Annotated in this window: 18 protein-coding genes, 2 tRNA genes and 1 pseudogene; 2 read left to right on the top strand and 19 right to left on the bottom strand. The window is 60.5% G+C overall.

Translation table 11 applies throughout. The features are described from left to right. Positions 1-211: pseudogene (locus OUZ52_RS17695) on the bottom strand (prolyl aminopeptidase); the annotation flags it as partial. A 75-nt stretch (positions 212-286) separates the two neighbouring features. Continuing rightward, on the bottom strand, positions 287-1,669 hold the full coding sequence (locus OUZ52_RS17690; protein ID WP_266159854.1) for an FAD-binding oxidoreductase: 1,383 nt from the start codon (positions 1,667-1,669) through the stop codon (positions 287-289). A gap of 120 nt (positions 1,670-1,789) precedes the next feature. On the opposite strand from OUZ52_RS17690, the gene serA reads away from it, so the two are divergent. Beyond that, on the top strand, positions 1,790-3,022 hold the full coding sequence (gene serA / locus OUZ52_RS17685) for a phosphoglycerate dehydrogenase (protein ID WP_266159853.1): 1,233 nt from the start codon (positions 1,790-1,792) through the stop codon (positions 3,020-3,022). A 168-nt stretch (positions 3,023-3,190) separates the two neighbouring features. On the opposite strand, the gene OUZ52_RS17680 is transcribed toward serA, so the two are convergent. From OUZ52_RS17680 to uvrB, 13 genes are all read right to left on the bottom strand, one after another. Continuing rightward, complete coding sequence (locus tag OUZ52_RS17680; protein WP_266159852.1) at positions 3,191-3,706, bottom strand: glutathione binding-like protein; 516 nt, start codon at positions 3,704-3,706, stop codon at positions 3,191-3,193. Positions 3,707-4,040: 334 nt separating this feature from the next. Further along, positions 4,041-4,117: transfer RNA gene (locus OUZ52_RS17675), tRNA-Pro, on the bottom strand. Between the two features lie 73 nt (positions 4,118-4,190). Then, the gene (locus tag OUZ52_RS17670) at positions 4,191-4,547 is read right to left on the bottom strand and encodes a MerR family transcriptional regulator (protein ID WP_114844607.1); all 357 of its coding nucleotides are present in this window, start codon (positions 4,545-4,547) and stop codon (positions 4,191-4,193) included. Further along, the gene (gene ihfA, locus OUZ52_RS17665; protein WP_114844606.1) at positions 4,528-4,827 is read right to left on the bottom strand and encodes an integration host factor subunit alpha; all 300 of its coding nucleotides are present in this window, start codon (positions 4,825-4,827) and stop codon (positions 4,528-4,530) included. The genes OUZ52_RS17670 and ihfA overlap by 20 nt, the downstream gene beginning before the upstream one ends. A 1-nt stretch (position 4,828) precedes the next feature. Then, complete coding sequence (gene pheT / locus OUZ52_RS17660; RefSeq protein ID WP_266159851.1) at positions 4,829-7,195, bottom strand: phenylalanine--tRNA ligase subunit beta; 2,367 nt, start codon at positions 7,193-7,195, stop codon at positions 4,829-4,831. 105 nt (positions 7,196-7,300) lie between these two features. Further along, positions 7,301-8,296, bottom strand: a complete 996-nt coding sequence (gene pheS, locus OUZ52_RS17655) for a phenylalanine--tRNA ligase subunit alpha (protein ID WP_266159850.1) — start codon at positions 8,294-8,296, stop codon at positions 7,301-7,303. A gap of 122 nt (positions 8,297-8,418) precedes the next feature. Next, positions 8,419-8,778, bottom strand: a complete 360-nt coding sequence (rplT, locus tag OUZ52_RS17650; protein ID WP_017463630.1) for a 50S ribosomal protein L20 — start codon at positions 8,776-8,778, stop codon at positions 8,419-8,421. A 16-nt stretch (positions 8,779-8,794) separates the two neighbouring features. After that, positions 8,795-8,992 carry a 50S ribosomal protein L35 gene (rpmI, locus tag OUZ52_RS17645; protein WP_114844603.1) on the bottom strand — a complete coding sequence of 66 codons (198 nt, stop codon included), beginning with the start codon at positions 8,990-8,992 and terminating at the stop codon, positions 8,795-8,797. Between the two features lie 344 nt (positions 8,993-9,336). Next, positions 9,337-9,879, bottom strand: coding sequence for a translation initiation factor IF-3 (infC, locus tag OUZ52_RS17640; RefSeq protein WP_266159855.1), 543 nt, complete (start codon positions 9,877-9,879; stop codon positions 9,337-9,339). 27 nt (positions 9,880-9,906) lie between these two features. Next, on the bottom strand, positions 9,907-11,808 hold the full coding sequence (thrS, locus tag OUZ52_RS17635) for a threonine--tRNA ligase (protein ID WP_266159849.1): 1,902 nt from the start codon (positions 11,806-11,808) through the stop codon (positions 9,907-9,909). 190 nt (positions 11,809-11,998) lie between these two features. Continuing rightward, on the bottom strand, positions 11,999-12,445 hold the full coding sequence (locus OUZ52_RS17630; protein WP_266159848.1) for a CopD family protein: 447 nt from the start codon (positions 12,443-12,445) through the stop codon (positions 11,999-12,001). Between the two features lie 78 nt (positions 12,446-12,523). Continuing rightward, positions 12,524-12,598: transfer RNA gene (locus OUZ52_RS17625), tRNA-Val, on the bottom strand. 87 nt (positions 12,599-12,685) lie between these two features. Continuing rightward, entirely contained in the window at positions 12,686-14,707 is a 2,022-nt protein-coding gene (uvrB, locus tag OUZ52_RS17620; RefSeq protein ID WP_266159847.1) for an excinuclease ABC subunit UvrB, read from the bottom strand. Positions 14,708-14,860: 153 nt separating this feature from the next. On the opposite strand from uvrB, the gene OUZ52_RS17615 reads away from it, so the two are divergent. Further along, positions 14,861-15,424 (top strand): GspH/FimT family pseudopilin, encoded by a 564-nt coding sequence (locus tag OUZ52_RS17615; RefSeq protein ID WP_266159846.1) that lies wholly within the window; start codon positions 14,861-14,863, stop codon positions 15,422-15,424. A 182-nt stretch (positions 15,425-15,606) separates the two neighbouring features. Here the strand turns inward: OUZ52_RS17615 and OUZ52_RS17610 are convergent, their stop codons facing one another. The 4 genes from OUZ52_RS17610 to OUZ52_RS17595 form a co-directional block, all read right to left on the bottom strand. Beyond that, complete coding sequence (locus OUZ52_RS17610; protein WP_266159845.1) at positions 15,607-16,095, bottom strand: hypothetical protein; 489 nt, start codon at positions 16,093-16,095, stop codon at positions 15,607-15,609. A 459-nt stretch (positions 16,096-16,554) separates the two neighbouring features. Further along, positions 16,555-16,929, bottom strand: a complete 375-nt coding sequence (locus OUZ52_RS17605; RefSeq protein ID WP_266159844.1) for a hypothetical protein — start codon at positions 16,927-16,929, stop codon at positions 16,555-16,557. After that, on the bottom strand, positions 16,892-17,737 hold the full coding sequence (locus tag OUZ52_RS17600) for an OmpA family protein (protein ID WP_266159843.1): 846 nt from the start codon (positions 17,735-17,737) through the stop codon (positions 16,892-16,894). The genes OUZ52_RS17605 and OUZ52_RS17600 overlap by 38 nt, the downstream gene beginning before the upstream one ends. Before the next feature lie 250 nt (positions 17,738-17,987). Next, the coding region (locus OUZ52_RS17595) for a YadA family autotransporter adhesin (RefSeq protein WP_266159842.1) at positions 17,988-19,722 on the bottom strand (1,735 nt) is incomplete at its 5' end.

Raw genomic sequence — 19,722 nt, 5'->3', positions numbered from 1 at the left:
CGAACAACACAATGCGATAAACCGCCGGGTCAAAAAAGCGCCGGCACTTGGGGTTGGTTCCGCCACCAGGGCCGCCATGCAGGAAAACCACCGGCTTGCCATTCGGGTTGCCGCTCTGCTCGTAATACAGCGTATGCAGCGGGGAAACCTGCAGCATGCCGCTGTCGAATGGCTCAATCTCGGGGTATAGCGAACGGCGGTCCTGGGCCATGATGGCTGGCCTCCTCAAGTGGCGTAAGGGCCGCAAAGGCTAGCATGGACACCATGCTCAGCCTGCTACGGGCGGCTAAAACAGCTTGCCGGGATTCAGCACGCCCTGGGGATCGAACACCTGCCGCAGTCCACGCATCAAGGCAATTTCCGCGGCGCCGCGGGTGCTTTCCAGATAGGCCCGCTTGACCAGGCCAATACCGTGCTCGGCCGAGATACTGCCGCCATGACGTTGCAAGGTCTGCGCCAATAGCTTGGTCACATGCTCGCACTGGCTGATGAATTCGGCCTCGGCCAGCGCTTCCGGCTTGAGCACATTGATGTGCAGGTTGCCGTCACCGATGTGGCCGAACCAAACCACCTCGAAGTGCGGGTATTCACGCTCAAGCAACGACTGCATCTCATGCAAGAAGGCGGGCACGGCGGCAATTCGCACCGAGATGTCGTTCTTGTACGGGCGCCGTGGCGCCAGGCTTTCGGTAATCCCTTCGCGTAGCCGCCACAGCGCGGCCGCCTGGGCATCGCTCTGCGCCACCACACCGTCGCTGATCCAGCCTTGTTCGACACCGTGCTCGAACGCCGCCAACGCCGTCTCCATCGCTCGCTCATCGACGGCATCGAATTCCGTCACCACGTAGTACGGATAGTCGCCATCCATGGCGCGCTGGCCGCCATGCGCCAAGACATGCCGCTGGGCGACATCGGTAAAAAACTCGAAAGCCTGCAGCGATAGTTTGGCTCGAAACACCGAGAAAACCTGCATCAGCGCATCCATGTCGGGTAACGCCAACAACATCACCTGGGATGGCGGCGGCGGCTCGGTCAGCCTGAGGGTGGCCTCGACCACCACGCCCAAGGTTCCTTCCGAGCCAATCATCAGCTGCCGCAGGTCATAGCCGCTGGAGTTCTTGATCAGGCCGCGATTGAGATCCAGCAGCTCACCGCTGCCGCTGATGACTTTGAGCCCAGCCACCCATTCGCGCGTGTTGCCGTACCGAATCACCCGGATACCGCCGGCATTGGTGGCGATATTGCCGCCGATCGAACACGACCCGCGCGCCGCGAAATCCACTGGATAGATCAAGCCCTGGGCCTGCGCCGCATCGTGCACCGCCTGCAGGGTGATGCCTGGCTGCACGGTCAGCGTGCGGTCCACTGCATCAAAGGCCAGCACCCGGTTCATCCGCTCCAGGCTGACAACCAGCTCGCCGTGCATCGCCACGGCACCGCCGGACAGTCCGGTACGGCCACCGGAAGGCACGATGGCGATGTGATGGGTGTTGGCCCAGCGCACGATCGCCTGAACTTCTGCCACCTCCGCAGGCAAGGCGATCGCCAGTGGCGCCGGGGTCCAGCGCCGGGTCCAATCGCGGCCATAGTGTTCAAGATCCGCCGGATCGGTAAGCAGGCGCAGGCCTGGCAACAAGCCGGCAAGTTCGGCGAGACGGGCGTCGGTCATGGCGGCTCCAGAAGGCATGCGCGCAGCCTGCCAGTCGGGCGCGCCGCGGTCTAGTGGTGCGCTGCCGCAAAAGGCTGTTGTTCTGGCATAGTGACATCCCTCCAAGCTACGGCGGCCAGCATGAAAACCTCGTTCCCGAAACAAGACATCAAAGTCCTGCTGCTGGAGGGGGTGAGTCAGAACGCCGTGGAAAGCTTTCGCCGAGCCGGCTACAGCCAGATCGAATTTCACGAAAAGTCGCTGCCTGAGGCCGAGCTCAAAGCACGCATCGCCGAGGCGCACATCGTGGGCATTCGCTCGCGCACGCAGCTGACTGACGAGGTGCTGGGCCAGGCCAAGCGGCTAATCGCCATCGGCTGCTTCTGCATCGGTACCAACCAAGTGGATCTGGAAGCGGCGCGGCGGCTGGGCATCCCGGTGTTCAATGCGCCCTACTCCAATACCCGTAGCGTGGCCGAGCTGGTGATTGCCGAGGCCATCATGCTGTTGCGCGGGATCCCGCAGAAAAACGCACTTTGCCATCGCGGTGGCTGGACTAAGTCAGCCGCCGGCAGTTTTGAGACACGCGACAAAGTGCTGGGCATCGTCGGTTACGGCCACATCGGCACGCAGGTCGGCGTGCTCGCCGAAAGCCTGGGTATGCGGGTGATCTTCCACGATATCGAATCCAAGCTCTCGCTCGGCAACGCACGGGCCTCGGCCGGCCTTAACGACCTGCTCGAACGCGCGGACGTGGTAACCCTGCATGTGCCGGAAACCCCGGCGACCCAGATGATGATCGGCGCCAGCGAGATCGCACGCATGCGCCGCGGGGCGATGCTGATCAACGCATCGCGAGGCAGCGTGGTGGATATCGATGCGCTCGCCACCGCGTTACGCAGCGGCCATCTGGCCGGCGCCGCCGTGGACGTCTTCCCGCTCGAACCCAAGGGCAATGACGATGCTTTTGTCTCCCCGCTGATCGGCATGGACAACGTGATTCTGACCCCGCATATCGGCGGCAGCACGTTGGAAGCGCAGGACAATATCGGCATCGAGGTAGCCAGCAAACTGGTGCGCTACAGCGACAACGGCTCCACTTTGTCGGCCGTGAACTTCCCCGAGGTCTCGTTGCCCGAGCACCCGAAGAGCCGCCGCCTACTGCATATCCACAAGAACGTGCCGGGCATGCTGGCGCGGATCAACGACCTGTTCTCCGCCGGCAATATCAACATCGATGCGCAGTTCTTGCAGACCGACCCGCAAGTCGGCTACGTGGTGATCGACGTGTCGACGGATGAATCCCAAGCCGCGCTGCTGAAAGATCAACTGGCCGCTATTCCCGGCACGTTGCGCAGTCGCGTGCTGTATTGAGGGATGCGGTATTGAGGCATGGTCGGGAGCGGGATGGAGGCAGGCGAACACGGCTGCCACACCTGCTCGCGCGTGTTGACGTCGGTCCCTTGCGGTCTGGCAAGCAGACGCCCGCTCCATAGCGCCGCATTCGACAGCATCGCGCGATTGAACAAGCACAGTGGTGCTTCACACGTCCGTGGCTTCGGCCTCTGCCCGCAACGCCAGCTTCACGGCAGCGCGTGACCCCACCCGCTGCATGTACTTCGTCATCGCCGGCCAGGTGCGGATGTCGATGGCAAAGAACCCCGTCCAGCGCAGCACCGTGAACAGGTAGGCGTCGGCAACGCCGAACTGGGTGCCGAGCAGATAATCCTGCGCGCCCAGCGTCGCCTCGATCAGCGCAAAGCGCTTGAACAGCTTCTGCTTGAACATCGCCTTGACCTCGTCTGGGATCAACGGATGAAACAGCAGGCTTAGACCAGCGTGAATTTCGCTGCTGATGAAATTCAGCCACTCTTGCAACCGGGTACGCTCCCAACTGCCGTTCGGCGGGGCGAGCCCGGCTTCTGGCTTCAGATCGGCGAGGTACTGGATGATGGCCGGGCCTTCGGTCAGCACCTCGCCATGATCCAGTTGCAAGGCGGCGACATAGCCCTTGGGATTGATCGCCAGAAAATCGCCGCCGCCGGCGATTTGCGACAAATATCCAGGTTGAAGTGCACGACTGGGCCAGTGCTTTTGCGCTGGTGCGCGAAGGCGCGGGCGTCAGTCTTGTACTGGCCTAGGTCTTGCCCGAGATTCGCCGCGGGCTTTGGATCGGCGCGCTTGCCGAGCCGATCTATCGAACGTTTGGGCTGATCGTTTCAGCCGCGAAAACACCTTCGCGTGCGATGCAGACCTTTGTCGAAGCGATGCGGTCAGACCCGATCGACGACGCGTCGCCGCCATAGTCATTCCTCGATACAAGCTGAGGTCGCGGTGATCCGGAAATGCAAAACGGCGCCATCGGCGCCGTTTCTATTCACACTTACCGAATTGGTCGGGGCGGCGGGATTCGAACCCACGACCCTCTGCCCCCCAGGCAGATGCGCTACCAGGCTGCGCTACGCCCCGACGATACGGCAAGTCGGCGAGTTTAACAGCTCGCGCGACAACTTCGAAAGCTATCTTTTGAAGCGAGCCGTATTCAGCGCCGCAATAGCCCTAAAACTTCTTCCAACTCCATGCGCACCTGGCGCACGATTTGATGCGAGATGCTTGCTTCCATCCGAGCCTGCGGGCCTTCCAGCCGAGCGCGGGCACCGGTGATGGTGAAGCCCTCGTCATACAGCAACGAGCGGATCTGCCGGATCATCAGCACATCGTGGCGCTGGTAATAACGGCGGTTACCGCGTCGCTTGACCGGGTTCAGCGCCGGGAACTCTTGCTCCCAGTAGCGCAGCACGTGCGGCTTCACCCCACACAAGTCGCTGACTTCACCAATCGTGAAATAGCGCTTGGCCGGGATGGCGGGTAGTTCGGTGTTATTCCCTTGATCCAGCATAGCCCTCGACTCTCACCTTGAGTTTCTGACCTGGTCGGAACGTCACTACTCGCCGGGCGGAAATCGGAATCTCCTCACCGGTTTTGGGGTTGCGCCCCGGCCGCTGGTTCTTCTCTCGCAGGTCGAAATTGCCGAAACCGGACAACTTCACCTGCTCGCCTTTTTCCAACGCTTCGCGGATTACCTCAAAGTAAGCGTCGACGAATTCCTTCGCCTCACGCTTGTTGAGACCCACCTCGAGGAAAAGGCGCTCTGCCATCTCCGCCTTGGTCAGCGCCATGTCATCCTCGCAATCTTGCCTTGCATGCCTTCTCCAACGCAGCGACCGCTTCCCCTACGCATTGGTCGGCGTCAACGTCGGTAAGGGTGCGTGAAGCGTCCTGTAAAATCAAGCCCATAGCGAGACTTTTTCGGCCCGCCTCGACCCCTTTGCCGCTATATAGGTCAAACAGCCGCAGCTCTTTGAGCAAGCCGCCGAGGCTGCCCCGAACCACCTGATCGACCTGACCCCAGCTGACCTCCTCCGGCAGGTCCAGCGAAAGATCGCGGCGCACCGAGGGGTAGCGCGGCACTGGCAACGCCTTGGGCAGGCGGCGAGCCAGCAACGGCTCCAGCGCCAACTCAAGCACGTGCACGTCGGCGCCCAGATCCAGTGCCTTGGCCAGCTGTGGGTGCAACGCGCCGAGAAAACCCACCGTTTCGCCATCGCGTGCCACCCGGGCCGCCCGGCCCGGATGCAGCCAGCCCGGCAGGCCATCGGTATGCAGCGACCAGCGTTGCGACTCACCGCCCCAGGCGATTAAGGCATCGAGATCGCCCTTGAGATCATGGAAATCCAGCACGCGTGCCGGCTCACCCCATTGCTCGGCATGCGCCGCACCGCTGGCGACAATAGCCAGGCTCGGGGTTTCTGTCTGGCCGAACACTCGCGCCAATTCGAACAGTCGCACCCGCTCTTGCTGGCGTGCGCTGTTGTGGCGCAAAGCCTCGACCAGGCCTGGCAACAGGGATGGGCGCATCACCGCCAAATCCGCCGAAAGCGGATTGAGCAAGGGCACCAGGTGCTCGCTGAAACCCCACTGGCTAAGCAAATCCATGGAGACGAAGGAAAGGTTCACCGCCTCGTAATACCCGCGCGCCGCCAGCTGCTCACGCACCGCCAGCTCATTGAGACGGCCCTCCGGCTCGATCGCCAGGGTCAGCGCACCGGCAGGGGTATGCGTAGGAATATGGTCGTAGCCGAAAATACGCGCCACTTCTTCGATCAGGTCCTCTTCGCGCTCGATGTCGAAACGACTGCTGGGCGCGGTAATGCGCCAGCCATCGGTCAATGGTTCGACCTGCATGCCAAGCGCCGTGAAGATGCGCGCGACTTCTGCATCGGCCACATCGACGCCCAGCACGCGCTTGAGCCGCTCGCGTCGCAGGCTAACCGCCGCTGGCTTCGGCAAGTCGGCGAGATTCTCGGCAACCAGCACCGGGCCGGCCTGGCCGCCGGCGATGGACAGCAACAATTCGGTCGCGCGCTCTAGCGCACGGCGCGGTAGCTCTGGATCGACGCCGCGCTCGAAGCGGTGCGAAGCATCCGTATGCATGCCGAGCTTGCGCGCGCGACCCATGATGGCGGCCGGCGCGAAGTGCGCCGACTCCAGGAAAATATGCCGGGTCGCATCGGTGACACGCGAGTCGTAGCCACCCATCACACCGGCGACGGCCAGTGGCTGACGCTCGTCGGCAATCAATACGAAGCCGGGATCGAGCTTGACCTCGCCACCATCGAGCAGCTTCAAGGCCTCGCCCGCCGCGGCGTGCCTCACCACGATGTCGCCCTGCAACTTATCGTTGTCAAAGGCATGCATCGGCTGGCCCAGCTCCAACATCACGTAGTTAGTGATATCGACCACCGCACTGATCGGGCGCAGGCCCGACCGACGCAGCCGTTCGGCAAGCCATAACGGCGTCCGTGCAGCCGGATCAATACCCTCGACGATACGGCCCAGGTAGCGCGGCGCATCGGCGCCCGCCTCCAGCCGGATACCCCGACGTGCCGTGCTGGTAACGGCGATCTGCGTCGGCGCCGGCACCTTCACCGCGCTGCCAAACAACGCCGCCACGTCATGTGCCAGACCCACCAGGCCGAGGCAGTCGGGGCGATTGGGAGTGAGCTTCAATTCGATGCTGGCATCCGGCAGGCCAAGATACTCGGCCAATGCCTGGCCGACGGCGGCATCAGCGGGTAACTCGAGCAATCCGGACGCATCGTTGTCGATGCCTAACTCTTTCGCCGAGCACAGCATGCCGAACGACTCGACGCCGCGCAGCTTGGCGGCCTTGATCGCGATGCCAGCGGGAAGCTGCGCACCCACGGTGGCCAGCGGCACCTTGATGCCGACACGTGCATTCGGTGCACCGCAAACGATTTGCAGCAGCTCGCCCTGCCCCGCATTCACCTTGCACACTTGCAGGCGATCCGCTTCAGGGTGTTTTTCGGCAGCGACAATCTCAGCCACTACAACACCTGCCAGGCCTTCGCCCAGCACGGTCAGCTCCTCCACTTCCAGCCCAGCCATGGTCAGCGCAGGCGCCAACGCAGCACGATCGGCCTTGACCTCAACTAACTCACGTAGCCAGTTCTCAGAGAATTTCATGTTGGAAAGCCGGGAATAGGGAATGGAAACAAGAAGTGAAAACATCGAAAGCCGCGCTACGCGGGCTAAATCGCTGCGTCACTCCCGATTGACGATTCACCGCCATCAAGCAAACTGTTTCAAGAAACGCAGGTCGTTCTCGAAGAACGCGCGCAGATCGGAAACGCCATAGCGCAGCATCGCAAAACGCTCAACGCCCAGGCCAAAAGCAAAGCCGGTGTAGCGCTCTGGATCAATGCCACAGTTCTTCAGCACATTCGGATGCACCATGCCGCAGCCGAGCACTTCCAGCCAGCGGGTGGAACCATCTTCGGCATCCCAGCGGATATCCACCTCGGCCGATGGCTCAGTGAAGGGGAAGTAGCTGGGCCGAAAACGCATCTCGAAATCGCGCTCGAAAAAAGCGCGGATAAATTCGGCCAGGGTGCCTTTCAAATCGGCAAAGCTGGAGGTCTCGTCGACCAGCAGCCCTTCGATCTGATGGAACATCGGCGAATGGGTCTGATCCGAATCGCTGCGATACACCTTGCCCGGCGCGATGATGCGGATCGGCGGCTGTCTCCCCTGCATCGAACGAATCTGCACCGGTGAGGTATGCGTGCGCAGCAAGCGTCCGTCACCAAAATAGAACGTGTCGTGCATGGCACGTGCGGGGTGATGCGGCGGAAAATTCAGCGCCTCGAAGTTATGCCAGTCGTCCTCGATTTCAGGACCGTCGGCACGCTGGTAACCAAGCCGCGCAAAAATAGCGGCAATTCGCTCCAGCGTTCGAGTGATCGGGTGGATGCCGCCACGCTCACCGTTGCGACCCGGCAAGCTGATATCCAGCTTCTCCGATGCCAAGCGGTGATTCAATTCGGCCTGTTCCAGCAAATGCTTGCGTGCAGCCAGCGCATCGGCCAGACGATCCTTGACGCGATTTACTTCAGCACCCCGCGCCTTGCGCTCATCCGGTGCCAAGGCGCCAAGCGCCTTCAAAGCTGCGGTCACGATGCCACTCTTGCCAAGCAGGCTCACACGCAGCGCATCGAGCGCGGTCAGCGTGTCGGCTTTTTCGATCTCGGCCAGCGCTTGCGCAGCGCGGTTATCCAGGTCGTCCATCAGTGCGATTCCGGCTGAGGTCCACAAACAAAAACGGGGAGGAGACTGTAGCCTCCTCCCCGCTTGCTTTACATCTTTAATCTGGCGCGGCGCTTATTGATCTAGCGCTACGTGCCGGACGGTCAAGCGGCCAGACTGGCCTTGGCCTTCTCTGCAATCGCGCCGAACGCCTTGATGTCGTGCACGGCGATGTCTGCCAGTACTTTGCGATCGACCGTGATACCAGCCTTGGCCAAACCGTTGATGAGACGGCTATAGGACAGACCGAACTGACGGGCGGCCGCATTGATACGCACGATCCACAGTGCGCGGAACTGACGCTTGCGCTGTTTGCGACCGATATAGGCGTACTGACCAGCCTTGATAACGGCCTGGTTGGCAACGCGGAAGACTTTGCGGCGGGCGTTGTAATAACCCTTCGCGCGGCCGATGATTTTCTTGTGACGACGACGAGCGGTAACACCGCGCTTTACACGAGCCATGGTTTATCTCCCCGCCTTACAAGTACGGCAACATGCGAGCTACACCCTTGGTGTCGCAAGCTTTGAGATGATTCGTAGCACGCAGGCCGCGCTTACGCTTGGTCGACTTCTTGGTCAGGATGTGTGACTTGAAGGCGTGACCGCATTTGATTTTGCCGGATGCGGTTTTGCGAAAACGCTTCGCCGCCGCCCGGTTAGTCTTGATCTTGGGCATGAGAATGCTCCATGTGGGGGGAATGAACCCCGGTTTCTGACTGATCTGGCGGTGACTCGTCAAAGCCACACTTTCCGTCCTGCCGCGATCGGTTCACGACCCTTCCATAGGGGTCGAACCGGCGATTGTACGGAAAGATCAGGGGCAATGCCAGCGTTAAATACGCTGCCAGCGCCTATTCCCGTGCGGAGAAGCTGCCCTGAGCGGCAAGCTAGAACGCGGCGCGGCGTAAAATTCTGCGTGACGCGGTAGCGGACCGGTCGCCCCTCACCGGAACAGGCCTCAGCGCATCAACGGGCTGCCCTCGGCATGAAAGAAGGCAGCCCGAAGGCTGCCGTCCGCATTTACTGCTTTTTCTTAGGCCCGATCATCATGACCATCTGACGGCCTTCCAAGCGCGGAAACGACTCGACCTGACCGGTTTCGCCGATGTCTTCCTGGATCTTTCTAGCCAGATTCTGACCCAGATCCTGGTGCGACATTTCGCGACCGCGGAATCGGATGGTGACCTTGACCTTGTCGCCTTCCTCAAGGAAGCGAAGCATATTGCGCAGCTTGATCTGGTAGTCGCCCACGTCCGTTACCGGGCGGAACTTCACTTCCTTGATCTCAACCTGCTTCTGCTTCTTCTTGGCCGCCTGAGCCTTCTTCTGGGTCTCGAACTTGAACTTGCCGTAGTCCATGATGCGGCAGACCGGCGGATCGCCGTTTGGCTGGATCTCGACCAGATCCATGCCAACCTCTTCGGCTAGCCGCAAGGCTTCGTCACGGGTGAGAATGCCAAGCTGCTCCGCATCGGCGCCGATCACGCGTACACGTGGAACGCGGATCTCGAGATTACGGCGATTGCCCTTGTTGTCGGTGGTTGCGATACCACTATCCTCCAGAAGAAATTGATGACGACCGTTCGGCGATTAGCGCCGAGTTTCGGTCTCCAGGTACTCAATGAAGCTGGCCAGCGGCATGCTGCCCAGGTCTTCACCCGAACGGGTACGCACTGAAACAGCCCCCGCCTCCTTCTCGCGATCACCGACCACAAGCAGGTAAGGCACTTTCTGCAACGTATGTTCGCGGATTTTATAGCCGACCTTTTCGTTGCGCAAATCGGCCTTTACGCGGAAGCCTTTATCGACAAGGGCTTGCGCCACCTCGGCAGCATACCCGGCCTGCGCGTCGGTAATACTGAACACCATGGCCTGCACCGGTGCCAGCCAGGCAGGCAGCAAGCCGGCGTGATGCTCGATCAGGATACCAATGAAACGCTCCATCGAGCCCACAATGGCCCGGTGCAGCATCACCGGATGCTTACGCTGGCTGTTTTCGTCCACATACTCGGCACCCAGGCGCTCGGGCATCATGGGATCCACTTGCATGGTGCCCACCTGCCAGGCCCGGCCAATCGAGTCTTTCATGTGGTACTCGATCTTCGGGCCGTAGAAAGCGCCCTCGCCCGGCAGCTCTTCCCAGGCCACACCGACGCTGCGCAGCGCCGAGCGCAAGGCATCCTCGGTGCGATCCCACATCTCGTCGCTGCCGATGCGCTTATCCGGGCGCAAGGCAATCTTCAGCTCGATATTCTCGAAGCCGAAATCGCTATACACCTTCATCGCCTGGGCATGAAACGCCGTGACCTCGGCACCAATCTGCTGCTCGGTGCAGAAAATGTGGCCGTCGTCCTGGGTAAACGCACGCACGCGCATGATGCCGTGCAGCGCGCCTGACGGCTCATTGCGGTGACAACCGCCAAATTCGCCAAAGCGCACCGGCAAATCGCGGTAGCTATGCAGGCCGGTGTTGTAGATCTGGATGTGACCCGGGCAATTCATCGGCTTCAGCGCATAGGTGCGCTTCTCCGACTCGGTGAAGAACATGTTCTCCTGGTAGTTATCCCAGTGACCGGACTTCTTCCACAGACTCACGTCCATAATCTGCGGGCCGCGCACTTCCTGGTAGCCGCTCTTGCGGTAGACGTCGCGCACATACTGCTCAACCACCTGCCAAATGGCCCAGCCATTCGGGTGCCAGAACACCATGCCCGGAGCTTCTTCCTGTAGATGAAACAGGCCTAGCGCCTTGCCGATTTTGCGGTGATCGCGCTTCTCGGCCTCTTCCAACTGCAGCAGGTAGGCCTTGAGATCTTTGTCGTTGAGCCAAGCGGTACCGTAGATGCGGGTCAGCATCGCGTTATTGGAATCGCCGCGCCAATAAGCGCCAGCCACCTTCATCAACTTGAAGGCGCGCAGCTTGCCGGTATTGGGCACATGCGGGCCACGGCACAAATCGGTGAACTCGCCCTGCGTATAAAGCGACAGCGCCTCGTTCGCCGGAATGCTCTCGATAATCTCGGCCTTGTAGGCCTCGCCAAGTCCGCGAAAAAAGGCCACCGCCTCGTCACGCGATTTCACGCTGCGCGACACCGGTAGCTGCTCTTTGACGATTTTTTCCATTTCCGCCTCGATCTTCAGCAAATCGTCGGGCGTAAAGGGGCGCTCATAAGCAAAGTCGTAGAAAAAGCCGTTATCGATCACCGGACCAATGGTGACCTGCGCCCCCGGATAAAGGCGTTGCACGGCTTGTGCCAGCAAGTGGGCGGTGGAGTGACGCAGGATCTCCAGCGCCTCCGGACTTTTCTCAGTGACGATTTCGATACTGGCGCTGTGATCGATGGAGTAGCTGGCATCGACCAGCGTGCCGTCCACCTTGCCTGCCAAGGTCGCCTTGGCCAGACCAGCGCCAATGGAGGCAGCTACATCTTGCACGGTGACAGGGTGATCGAACGGGCGCTTGCTGCCGTCGGGTAGCGTGATTTCAATCATGGAAACGGTTCTCTAAAAAACACAAAGGGCGCTACGCGCCCTTTAAAAAGCTCAAGGCGCGGCAGAATCAATGGTGAGAGTACGTAGTTGCCATGTCACACACTCGACCGGCGCCAGGCGCGGGCCACCTTGCCTCTGAATTGGGACGATATAGCGAAGCATTCTAACGCAAACCGCGCCAGAACAACCGTCAAAGTGGCTTGGCCAGCACCAAGTAAATCACCGCCAGCAACAGCAGGATCGGTAGCTCGTTGAGCAAGCGCAAAGTCTTTGACGAGGGCAAGCTGCCGCCCTGTGCGCTTCGCTTGACCAGCCGGCCAGCCCAAATGAAATAAACCAGCAGCAGCACCACCAGGCCGAGCTTGGCATGCAGCCAGCCCGCCTCGCCAAAGTTCGGCAAGCTACCGGGAAACAACCGCCACCCCTGCCAGAGGGTCAGGCCGAACAACGCGGCCAGGCCAAACATCGAATGCCCAAAGCCGTACAGCCGTCGCCCCATCAGCTCAAGCCGGGCACGCACGGCCGGCTCATTCTGGGTCTCGGCGATATTTACGAGGATGCGCGGCAGGTAGAACACCGTGGCCACCCAGGCCATCACAAACAACAAATGAAAACTCTTGATCCACAGGTAGGCCATGACTTTCCCCGTTGAGGCAACAGATTCAGTAAAAACAGAAACGGCGCGATCCCGAGGATCGCGCCGTTTCGTCGGTATTGGTGGGCGGTACAAGGATCGAACTTGTGACCCCTACCATGTCAAGGTAGTGCTCTACCGCTGAGCTAACCGCCCGTGAGCCGCGAAGAATAGCAAAGCTCTGGCGATAGGCACAAGCCTGTTTTGCAAATTGCATGCAGAAAAACATACGGGGGGTACCCGTCATCGCAAAGCTTGCTCCCGCAGTTTATGGATTTGGTCGCGCAATCTGGCCGCGTCTTCGAACTCCAGGTTCTCGGCATGTTTATACATCTGAGCCTCCAGCTTCTTCATCATGCTGGCCGCCTGGTCGCCACTGAGCGCAAGGTACTCAGCTCCCTGCTCCGCCACCGCCTTGGTTCGAGAGCCCTTGCCGCCACGGCCGCGTGAGCCACCCTCGCTACGCGCCCCTTCCATGATGTCAGCGATTCGCCGCACCACCGATTGCGGGGTAATACCGTGCTCCAGGTTGTAGGCGATCTGCTTCTCGCGACGGCGGGCCGTCTCGTCCATCGCCGCCTGCATCGAGCGGGTCACATTGTCTGCGTACAGAATGGCCTTGCCGCGCAAATTACGCGCGGCGCGGCCCATGGTCTGAATAAGCGAACCCGTTGAACGCAGGAAGCCTTCTTTGTCTGCATCGAGAATCGCGACCAGCGACACCTCGGGCATATCCAGGCCTTCGCGCAACAAATTGATACCGACCAGCACATCGAACTCCCCGAGGCGCAAGTCGCGGATGATTTCCACACGCTCGACCGTTTCGATATCCGAATGCAAATAGCGCACTCGCACATTGTGCTCACCCAGATACTCGGTGAGATTCTCGGCCATGCGCTTGGTCAACGTGGTTACCAAGATGCGATCGCCCATGGCTACCCGCTTATGCACTTCGCTCAGTAAATCGTCGACCTGGGTGCGTACCGGGCGCACCTCCACTTCCGGGTCGATCAGGCCGGTGGGACGTACCACCAGCTCAACCACGGCGTCGCCGGATTTATCCAGCTCGTAGGCGCGCGGCGTTGCCGAGACATAGATCGAGCGCGGCGCGCGCCCTTCCCATTCCTCGAAACGCAATGGACGATTGTCCATTGCCGAGGGCAAGCGGAAGCCGAACTCCACCAAGGTCTCTTTGCGCGAGCGGTCGCCTTTGTACATCGCGCCCAGCTGTGGAATGGTGACGTGCGATTCGTCCACCACCAGCAAGGCATCGGCGGGCAAATAGTCAAACAAGGTCGGCGGCGGCTCGCCCGGCCCACGCCGAGTTAGATGGCGCGAATAGTTCTCGATGCCCTGGCAGTAGCCGACCTCGGCCATCATCTCGACATCGAAACGCGTGCGCTGATCCAGCCGCTGCGCCTCGACCAGTTTGTTGTCCCTATAGAGCTGCTCCAAGCGCTCTTTCAACTCGATCTTTACCGTCTCGATGGCATTCAACACGCTTTCACGCGTGCTCGCGTAGTGGGTCCGCGGGTACACCGTGTAACGCGGCACCTTGCGAATGGTCTCGCCGGTCAACGGATCGAACAGCGACAGGCTCTCTACGTCACCATCGAACAGTTCGATGCGCAGCGCCTCGGTTTCCGATTCCGCCGGAAACACATCGATCACCTCGCCCCGTACGCGATAGGTACCGCGCCGCAGCTCCAGCTCATTGCGGGAATACTGCAGCTCGGTCAGCTGGCGAATCAACGCGCGTTGATCGATATGCTCGCCTCGCGCCAAAATCAAACGCAGCGAAAGGTAATCCTCGGGATCACCCAGGCCATAGATCGCCGACACCGTAGCGACGATCAGCGAATCCTTGCGTGACAGCAGCGCCTTGGTCGCCGCCAGACGCATCTGCTCGATATGCTCGTTGATCGAAGCATCCTTCTCAATGAAGGTGTCCGATGCCACCACATAGGCTTCCGGCTGGTAGTAATCGTAGTAACTGACGAAGTACTCCACCGCGTTATGCGGGAAAAACTCCTTGAATTCACCGTATAGCTGCGCCGCCAGCGTCTTATTCGGCGCCAGCACGATAGTCGGCCGCTGGATCTGCTCGATCACCTTGGCGATGGTGAAGGTCTTGCCCGAGCCAGTGACACCCAGCAGGGTCTGCGCAGCCAGACCCGCCTCGAATCCTTCACTGAGGCGCTGAATGGCCAGCGGCTGATCACCTGCCGGCTGATAGGGGGAAACGAGTTGGAAACGGTCAGTCATGGCACACACATGTGGGCACGGAGCCTCATTCTAAATCGGCCCTGCTGACAAGAGTTGTCAGCAGTAGCTGACACCTCGGCGCACCTTTGGCCGCTGCCCAGCGCCCAGGCCCGTAGCTAGCATGCCCCTCTAGCCATGCAGGGAAGCATTACCTTGGACCTATCCACCAGGCGAGGCAGCCTGCGCAAGAGTCGCGGCACCACGCTGATCGAGCTGATCGCGGTGCTTACCATCGTGGCCATATTGACCTGCATCGCGCTGCCATCGCTAGGCCCCTTGCTCGCACGCCATCAACTGCACATTGCCCAGACCGATGTCATCGCAGCCCTGCAGTATGCACGCAAACTAGCCGTGACCACCGGCAGCCGCACCATCGTGTGCCCTACCCGTGACGGCCATAGCTGCAGCAATGAAACACAGTGGAATAGCGGCTGGCTGCTAGGCCAAAACCAGCTAAGACGCGACCAGCCCGACGGCGCCCCATCGCGGATCGGGCACGGCTATCGTCAACAGATCAACATTCTCAGCACCGCCGGTCGCCGCCGCGTACTATTTCAAGCAGACGGCAGTGCCGGCGGCAACAATATCACCCTGATTCTTTGCACCCCAGGCAAGTCCGAGCAAGTACTGAGCGTAGTCGTCTCCAACTCCGGTCGGATTCGCGGCGCCCACGCAACCGCCGAGCAGGCCGAACGCTGCGCCGCAGCTAGTCTCTAAGCGAACAGACCAACAGCTCACCGGACTGCAGTGGATGCCTTAGTAGTTGATGGGGTGAACTTAGCCGGGGCCGCATCGGCGTCGGCGGAACTACCAAGAACTTGCCACGCCACGGCCTTTGAACCATCGAGTCATCCATGGTTGTCGGGCATTTCTGACGCCAATTACAGGCTTACGCCTGCTCAAGCATCGACTTCGATGAGAAATCGCTTGATGGCGTAGAGGGCTTCGCTGTCTTTCCTCGCATCAACAACGAAGCTGTCGACCAGACCCGAAGATGTTTCAACCTGCAACCCTGTCCGCTTCGATGCCGCGATCTGGCGCAATAGGCGCACGGGCACAATGAAGGTTTGCGAGGAGTCGCGCATGACGCCGCCGGCGTACCTATAGCTCGCAATGTCGAGGCCGCCCTGCAGCTGGATTGTCTCGCCATCGACATTCAGGGTTGCACGACGGATCACCTTATAGTCGCCATCGAAAGTAATCACTAACGCAGCCCGCTCAGGGGTTTTCGATGTCCACTCGACGCCCAGGGCTGTGCAAGGCAGCTTCGTGCCGCAGTTGGTGCCGCGGGGCTCGACCCATATATGCCAGCCGCTGGTGTACGAACGAGCTGCCACACCGGCTGTATTCGTGCAGCCAACAGCGGCCGCAGCCAACAAAGCAATCAAGCAGACCCTTACGAATCGCATGGCGCCATCCTCTGGTTTAAAGTCCTTCGCGCATCATAACCGCGCTTCGCAAGAAAAATCGCCCCAGGAACGTCTACACATAAACGGCTGAGCACGGGAACATCAGCCGAACTATTCCAACTATGTGTCGCATCGACCGACTGAAGCTGCACTAGCATCCTCGATCCGTGTGATGAATGCAGCCCGCCGTTGGCCAGCTACCTCGCACTATCTGGACGAGCGCTTGCACACCGAACGCAGTGCGCATGCCGCCAAAAATACTCCGAGCGCCCGGCGAAGCCCTTACCAACGGGCATTAAGCGCGCCCCATCGAAGTAGATACGCATCGACTCGACGAAACGACCGGCCTGCTCTGGATTTGCGTAGCGATCAAGCTGCGTACGCAAGGCTTTCGCCGCTAGCGCATACCGGTCTTCGGAGCGGCTTATCGCCATCCTGTTAGGACAGGATCTCAGGGCCTCTTAGCCTAGCCCGAGCGGCGACCATTCGTTGGCTCGGGATCTTTTTCAGCACCGAGCTAGTTAAAAAATACTTTCCACGATCAGTAATGACCCACCCGCCCATGACTTGGCGAACCAGCCCCTCTTTCTCAAGTTCGACGAACCGTTCGATGTCGCTCTTCAATATGCCCACATAGCCCATACTCAGAACGCGAAGTGCCTCAATATGGTCCATATTAAGAAGCATCGACAGTCGGGTAAGCTCATCGATATTAATAATCGATGTTGAATCGTTACTCTCCGGCAATTTCTTCTTATGAGCCATCGATGGGTCATCAATGATTTGAAGCTTGAAATCGTCGACCTTCGACACGCACCTCAACACGTCGGTTCGGGGCTAAGCATACAATCAGGGCCGTGCGATCGGAGTCGTTGCAATCGACTTTGGGATCAGCCTTACCACGCCCTTCAGCGATGATTTGCTCTTGTGCGACACCTTGCTTCACCAGATAACGCATCACCGTATAAGCGCGATTTTCCGACAGTGCCGCATTGTGCTCGTCGCCACCGAGCCGGTCGGCGTAACCCATCACTTGAACGCTGGTGATGCCATCGCCAGCGGCAACGATTTTACGTGCCAGGGCATCGAGATCCGCTTGACCCTGCGGCGTGATATCCGTCAACGCCGACTTATCGAAGGCAAATAAGGCATCGGTGAAAAACGTGTAGACCTGCTCGGTCTTACCCACGTCGACCACCCTGGGTTTCAACAATGCAGCACAGGACTCAGGCTGCCAGTAGAAGCTGCGTGCCTGTTTCTTGTCGTCGAAGAAGATTTTGTACTGGCAAACGGTGACATTGTTGGCGCCGTCCTGGCGCAGGTTGAGCAGATAATCCCATTCACGCACGCCGAAGACACCTTCATGAAATTGCGGCGCACCGATCAAGCGCTGTATCTGCGCCTTGCTCATGCCTGCGCCAATCAGGCGCACATTTTCCAGATTGGGAAACGTGCCGCCTTGCGGCCGTGCATCTTTGGCATCGGGAAAAACGATCGATTGCGCGGTGCTTCCATCCGTTGCCACGTTGCGACTGACGGTCGAGGTGCCGCAGCCAGCCAAGCCGACGATCGCGATGCCGACAACCGCCGAACCGATCCATTTCATTGTTGCGATGCGCATGACTTAATCCTCGTTGCGTGCGCGCCATCACTGCGCGCCATCTGTTGCGTATTCCCGGCGGCCCAAGGCCGCCAGGGATACGAGCGAGTTATTACCAAACCATCGCGCACCGACACCTAGATCGGTATCGCCGCGGGTGTTCGAGGCGGCATTGAGCTTGAGTGTCGCTTAGGCTCAGTGCGCGCCGCTGCGCGATGAAAACCCCACCGGTATCGCGCACTGGGAAGGGCATTTCGTCTGAGTTATGCATTTACCATTGCATGCCGGCACCTACGGTGACCCCTAGGTCGCCTCGTGTATTGGTTGATCCACTCAGCTTGTAGACCCAGCGCCCATTTTCAGAAATGGTCGACATACTGACTGCCATGCCTGATTCGCCATGGAAGGAGCTCGCCGCGACAGATGCCATGCTTCTTCCTGGCTCATAGGCCTGCGGCAAACCTGCCATGGCCATCGCCGATGCCACACCGGCATTGGCGCGGTTGCCGATGGTGTTGAGGTTGCTGTTGATGGTGTTGAAACGCTGGTCGGTATAGCTCTTGGACCAGTCCTTGACCGCAGTGAGCTGCCCCACATTGGCCGCATCAGTGGAGATCGCCCCCGGCGCCACGTTGCGAATCGTGGTCGGTCCGCCACCGTTGCCCAGGGTCACGCTGCTGTTGTTGATCGAGCCATCGGTATTGGTGTCGTATTGCACGCTGCCCGCCTTGCTCGCATTCAACTGACTGACGTTGACCGCGTCGGTGTTCTGCGTGCCGGCGGCCACGTTGGTCACTTGCCGCTCGCTGCCGGCCGAGCCGACCGACACCACATTGGCGCGGCCACCATCGGTGCTGTTGGCGCCCAGTGCCACCGAGTTGCTACCGGTGGCTACCGCGCTGTTGCCGACGGCCGTGCTGTTGGCGCCCGAGGCCACCGCGCCGGCGCCGCCGGCCGTCGACTTGGTCCCGGTGACGGTAGGCATCGGCGTGTTGCTGTCCTGGCTGACCTGGAACATGCCGGTGCTGCCGTTGGTGATACCGCCGGTGATATGGGTGATCTGGGTGTCGGTGTACTGGTTGGCCGTGGTCACGGCGCCGTCCAGCTGCCGCAGGTTCACCGCATCGGTGGCGTTCTGGGCGTCAGCCACGTTGCTCAGTGTGCGCTCCGCACCGGCCGTACCGACCGATACCGTACCTACGGCGTTGTTGGACGCGTTGGAGTATTTGCCGGTGTAGCTTTGCGCGCCGCGGTCCGCCACGGCACCCGCACCCAAGGCCACATCGCCGTTCTTGCTGGTCGTTGCACCGGCGCCCAGCGCGACCGTGTTATTACCGTTGGCTGTCGAGCCCTGCCCCGCCGCCACGCTGCCGACACCACCGGCAACCGCTTGTGGACCCATTGCCACACTATTCGCACCCACCGCCGATGAATCGGCCAGCGTCGAGTTGGCATGGAAGTACTTGATGCCGCCACCGTTATTGATGGTGTTGACGGTGCTGCCCAGGCTGGTCACTGCACTATTGGTGGCAAACAACTGGCTGCCGTTCACCGCATCGGTGCTGCTTGCCGTGACTTGACCCGCTGCCACGTTGGTCACTGTGCGCTCATGGCCCACGCTCCCTACACTGACCGTGGAGGTCGGCGCAACACCGGCATAGTTGTAGCTGGTGCCGTTGATGGTGCCGCTGGTGGTCGCGACGGCGGCCGCGGTGACCGAACCGCTACCCAGTGCCACATCGCCCGAGTTACTGGCCACGGCGCTATCACCAAAGGCCAGCGCACCGGCCGCCTTGGCCTGCGAGGCATTGCCCAGCGCCACGGCGCCCTGGCCGGTGGCCGCACTGGTATTGCCCAGCGCGACCGCACCCTGGCCATTGGCCGTGTTGTTGGCGCCCATCGCCACCGCACCGGTACCGATCGCGGTGTTCGGGTCACCGATCGCCACCGCGCCATCACCGGTCGCCGTATTGCCCGAACCGATCGATACCGACTTGCCGCCGTTG

The organism is Dyella silvatica (assembly GCF_026283955.1).
Taxonomy (GTDB): Bacteria; Pseudomonadota; Gammaproteobacteria; order Xanthomonadales; family Rhodanobacteraceae; genus Dyella_C; species Dyella_C silvatica.
This window is presented reverse-complemented; position numbering and strand designations above follow the sequence as displayed.

What these genes read in the sequence shown, in the direction of transcription:
- OUZ52_RS17630 (WP_266159848.1), bottom strand. Translation starts at nt 12,445, where the DNA reads ATGGCCTACCTGTGGATCAAGAGTTTTCATTTGTTGTTTGTGATGGCC.
- ihfA (WP_114844606.1), bottom strand. Translation starts at nt 4,827, where the DNA reads ATGGCGCTGACCAAGGCGGAGATGGCAGAGCGCCTTTTCCTCGAGGTG.
- pheS (WP_266159850.1), bottom strand. Translation starts at nt 8,296, where the DNA reads ATGGACGACCTGGATAACCGCGCTGCGCAAGCGCTGGCCGAGATCGAA.
- serA (WP_266159853.1), top strand. Translation starts at nt 1,790, where the DNA reads ATGAAAACCTCGTTCCCGAAACAAGACATCAAAGTCCTGCTGCTGGAG.
- pheT (WP_266159851.1), bottom strand. Translation starts at nt 7,195, where the DNA reads ATGAAATTCTCTGAGAACTGGCTACGTGAGTTAGTTGAGGTCAAGGCC.
- thrS (WP_266159849.1), bottom strand. Translation starts at nt 11,808, where the DNA reads ATGATTGAAATCACGCTACCCGACGGCAGCAAGCGCCCGTTCGATCAC.
- rpmI (WP_114844603.1), bottom strand. Translation starts at nt 8,992, where the DNA reads ATGCCCAAGATCAAGACTAACCGGGCGGCGGCGAAGCGTTTTCGCAAA.
- uvrB (WP_266159847.1), bottom strand. Translation starts at nt 14,707, where the DNA reads ATGACTGACCGTTTCCAACTCGTTTCCCCCTATCAGCCGGCAGGTGAT.
- OUZ52_RS17600 (WP_266159843.1), bottom strand. Translation starts at nt 17,737, where the DNA reads ATGCGCATCGCAACAATGAAATGGATCGGTTCGGCGGTTGTCGGCATC.
- rplT (WP_017463630.1), bottom strand. Translation starts at nt 8,778, where the DNA reads ATGGCTCGTGTAAAGCGCGGTGTTACCGCTCGTCGTCGTCACAAGAAA.
- OUZ52_RS17670 (WP_114844607.1), bottom strand. Translation starts at nt 4,547, where the DNA reads ATGCTGGATCAAGGGAATAACACCGAACTACCCGCCATCCCGGCCAAG.
- OUZ52_RS17690 (WP_266159854.1), bottom strand. Translation starts at nt 1,669, where the DNA reads ATGACCGACGCCCGTCTCGCCGAACTTGCCGGCTTGTTGCCAGGCCTG.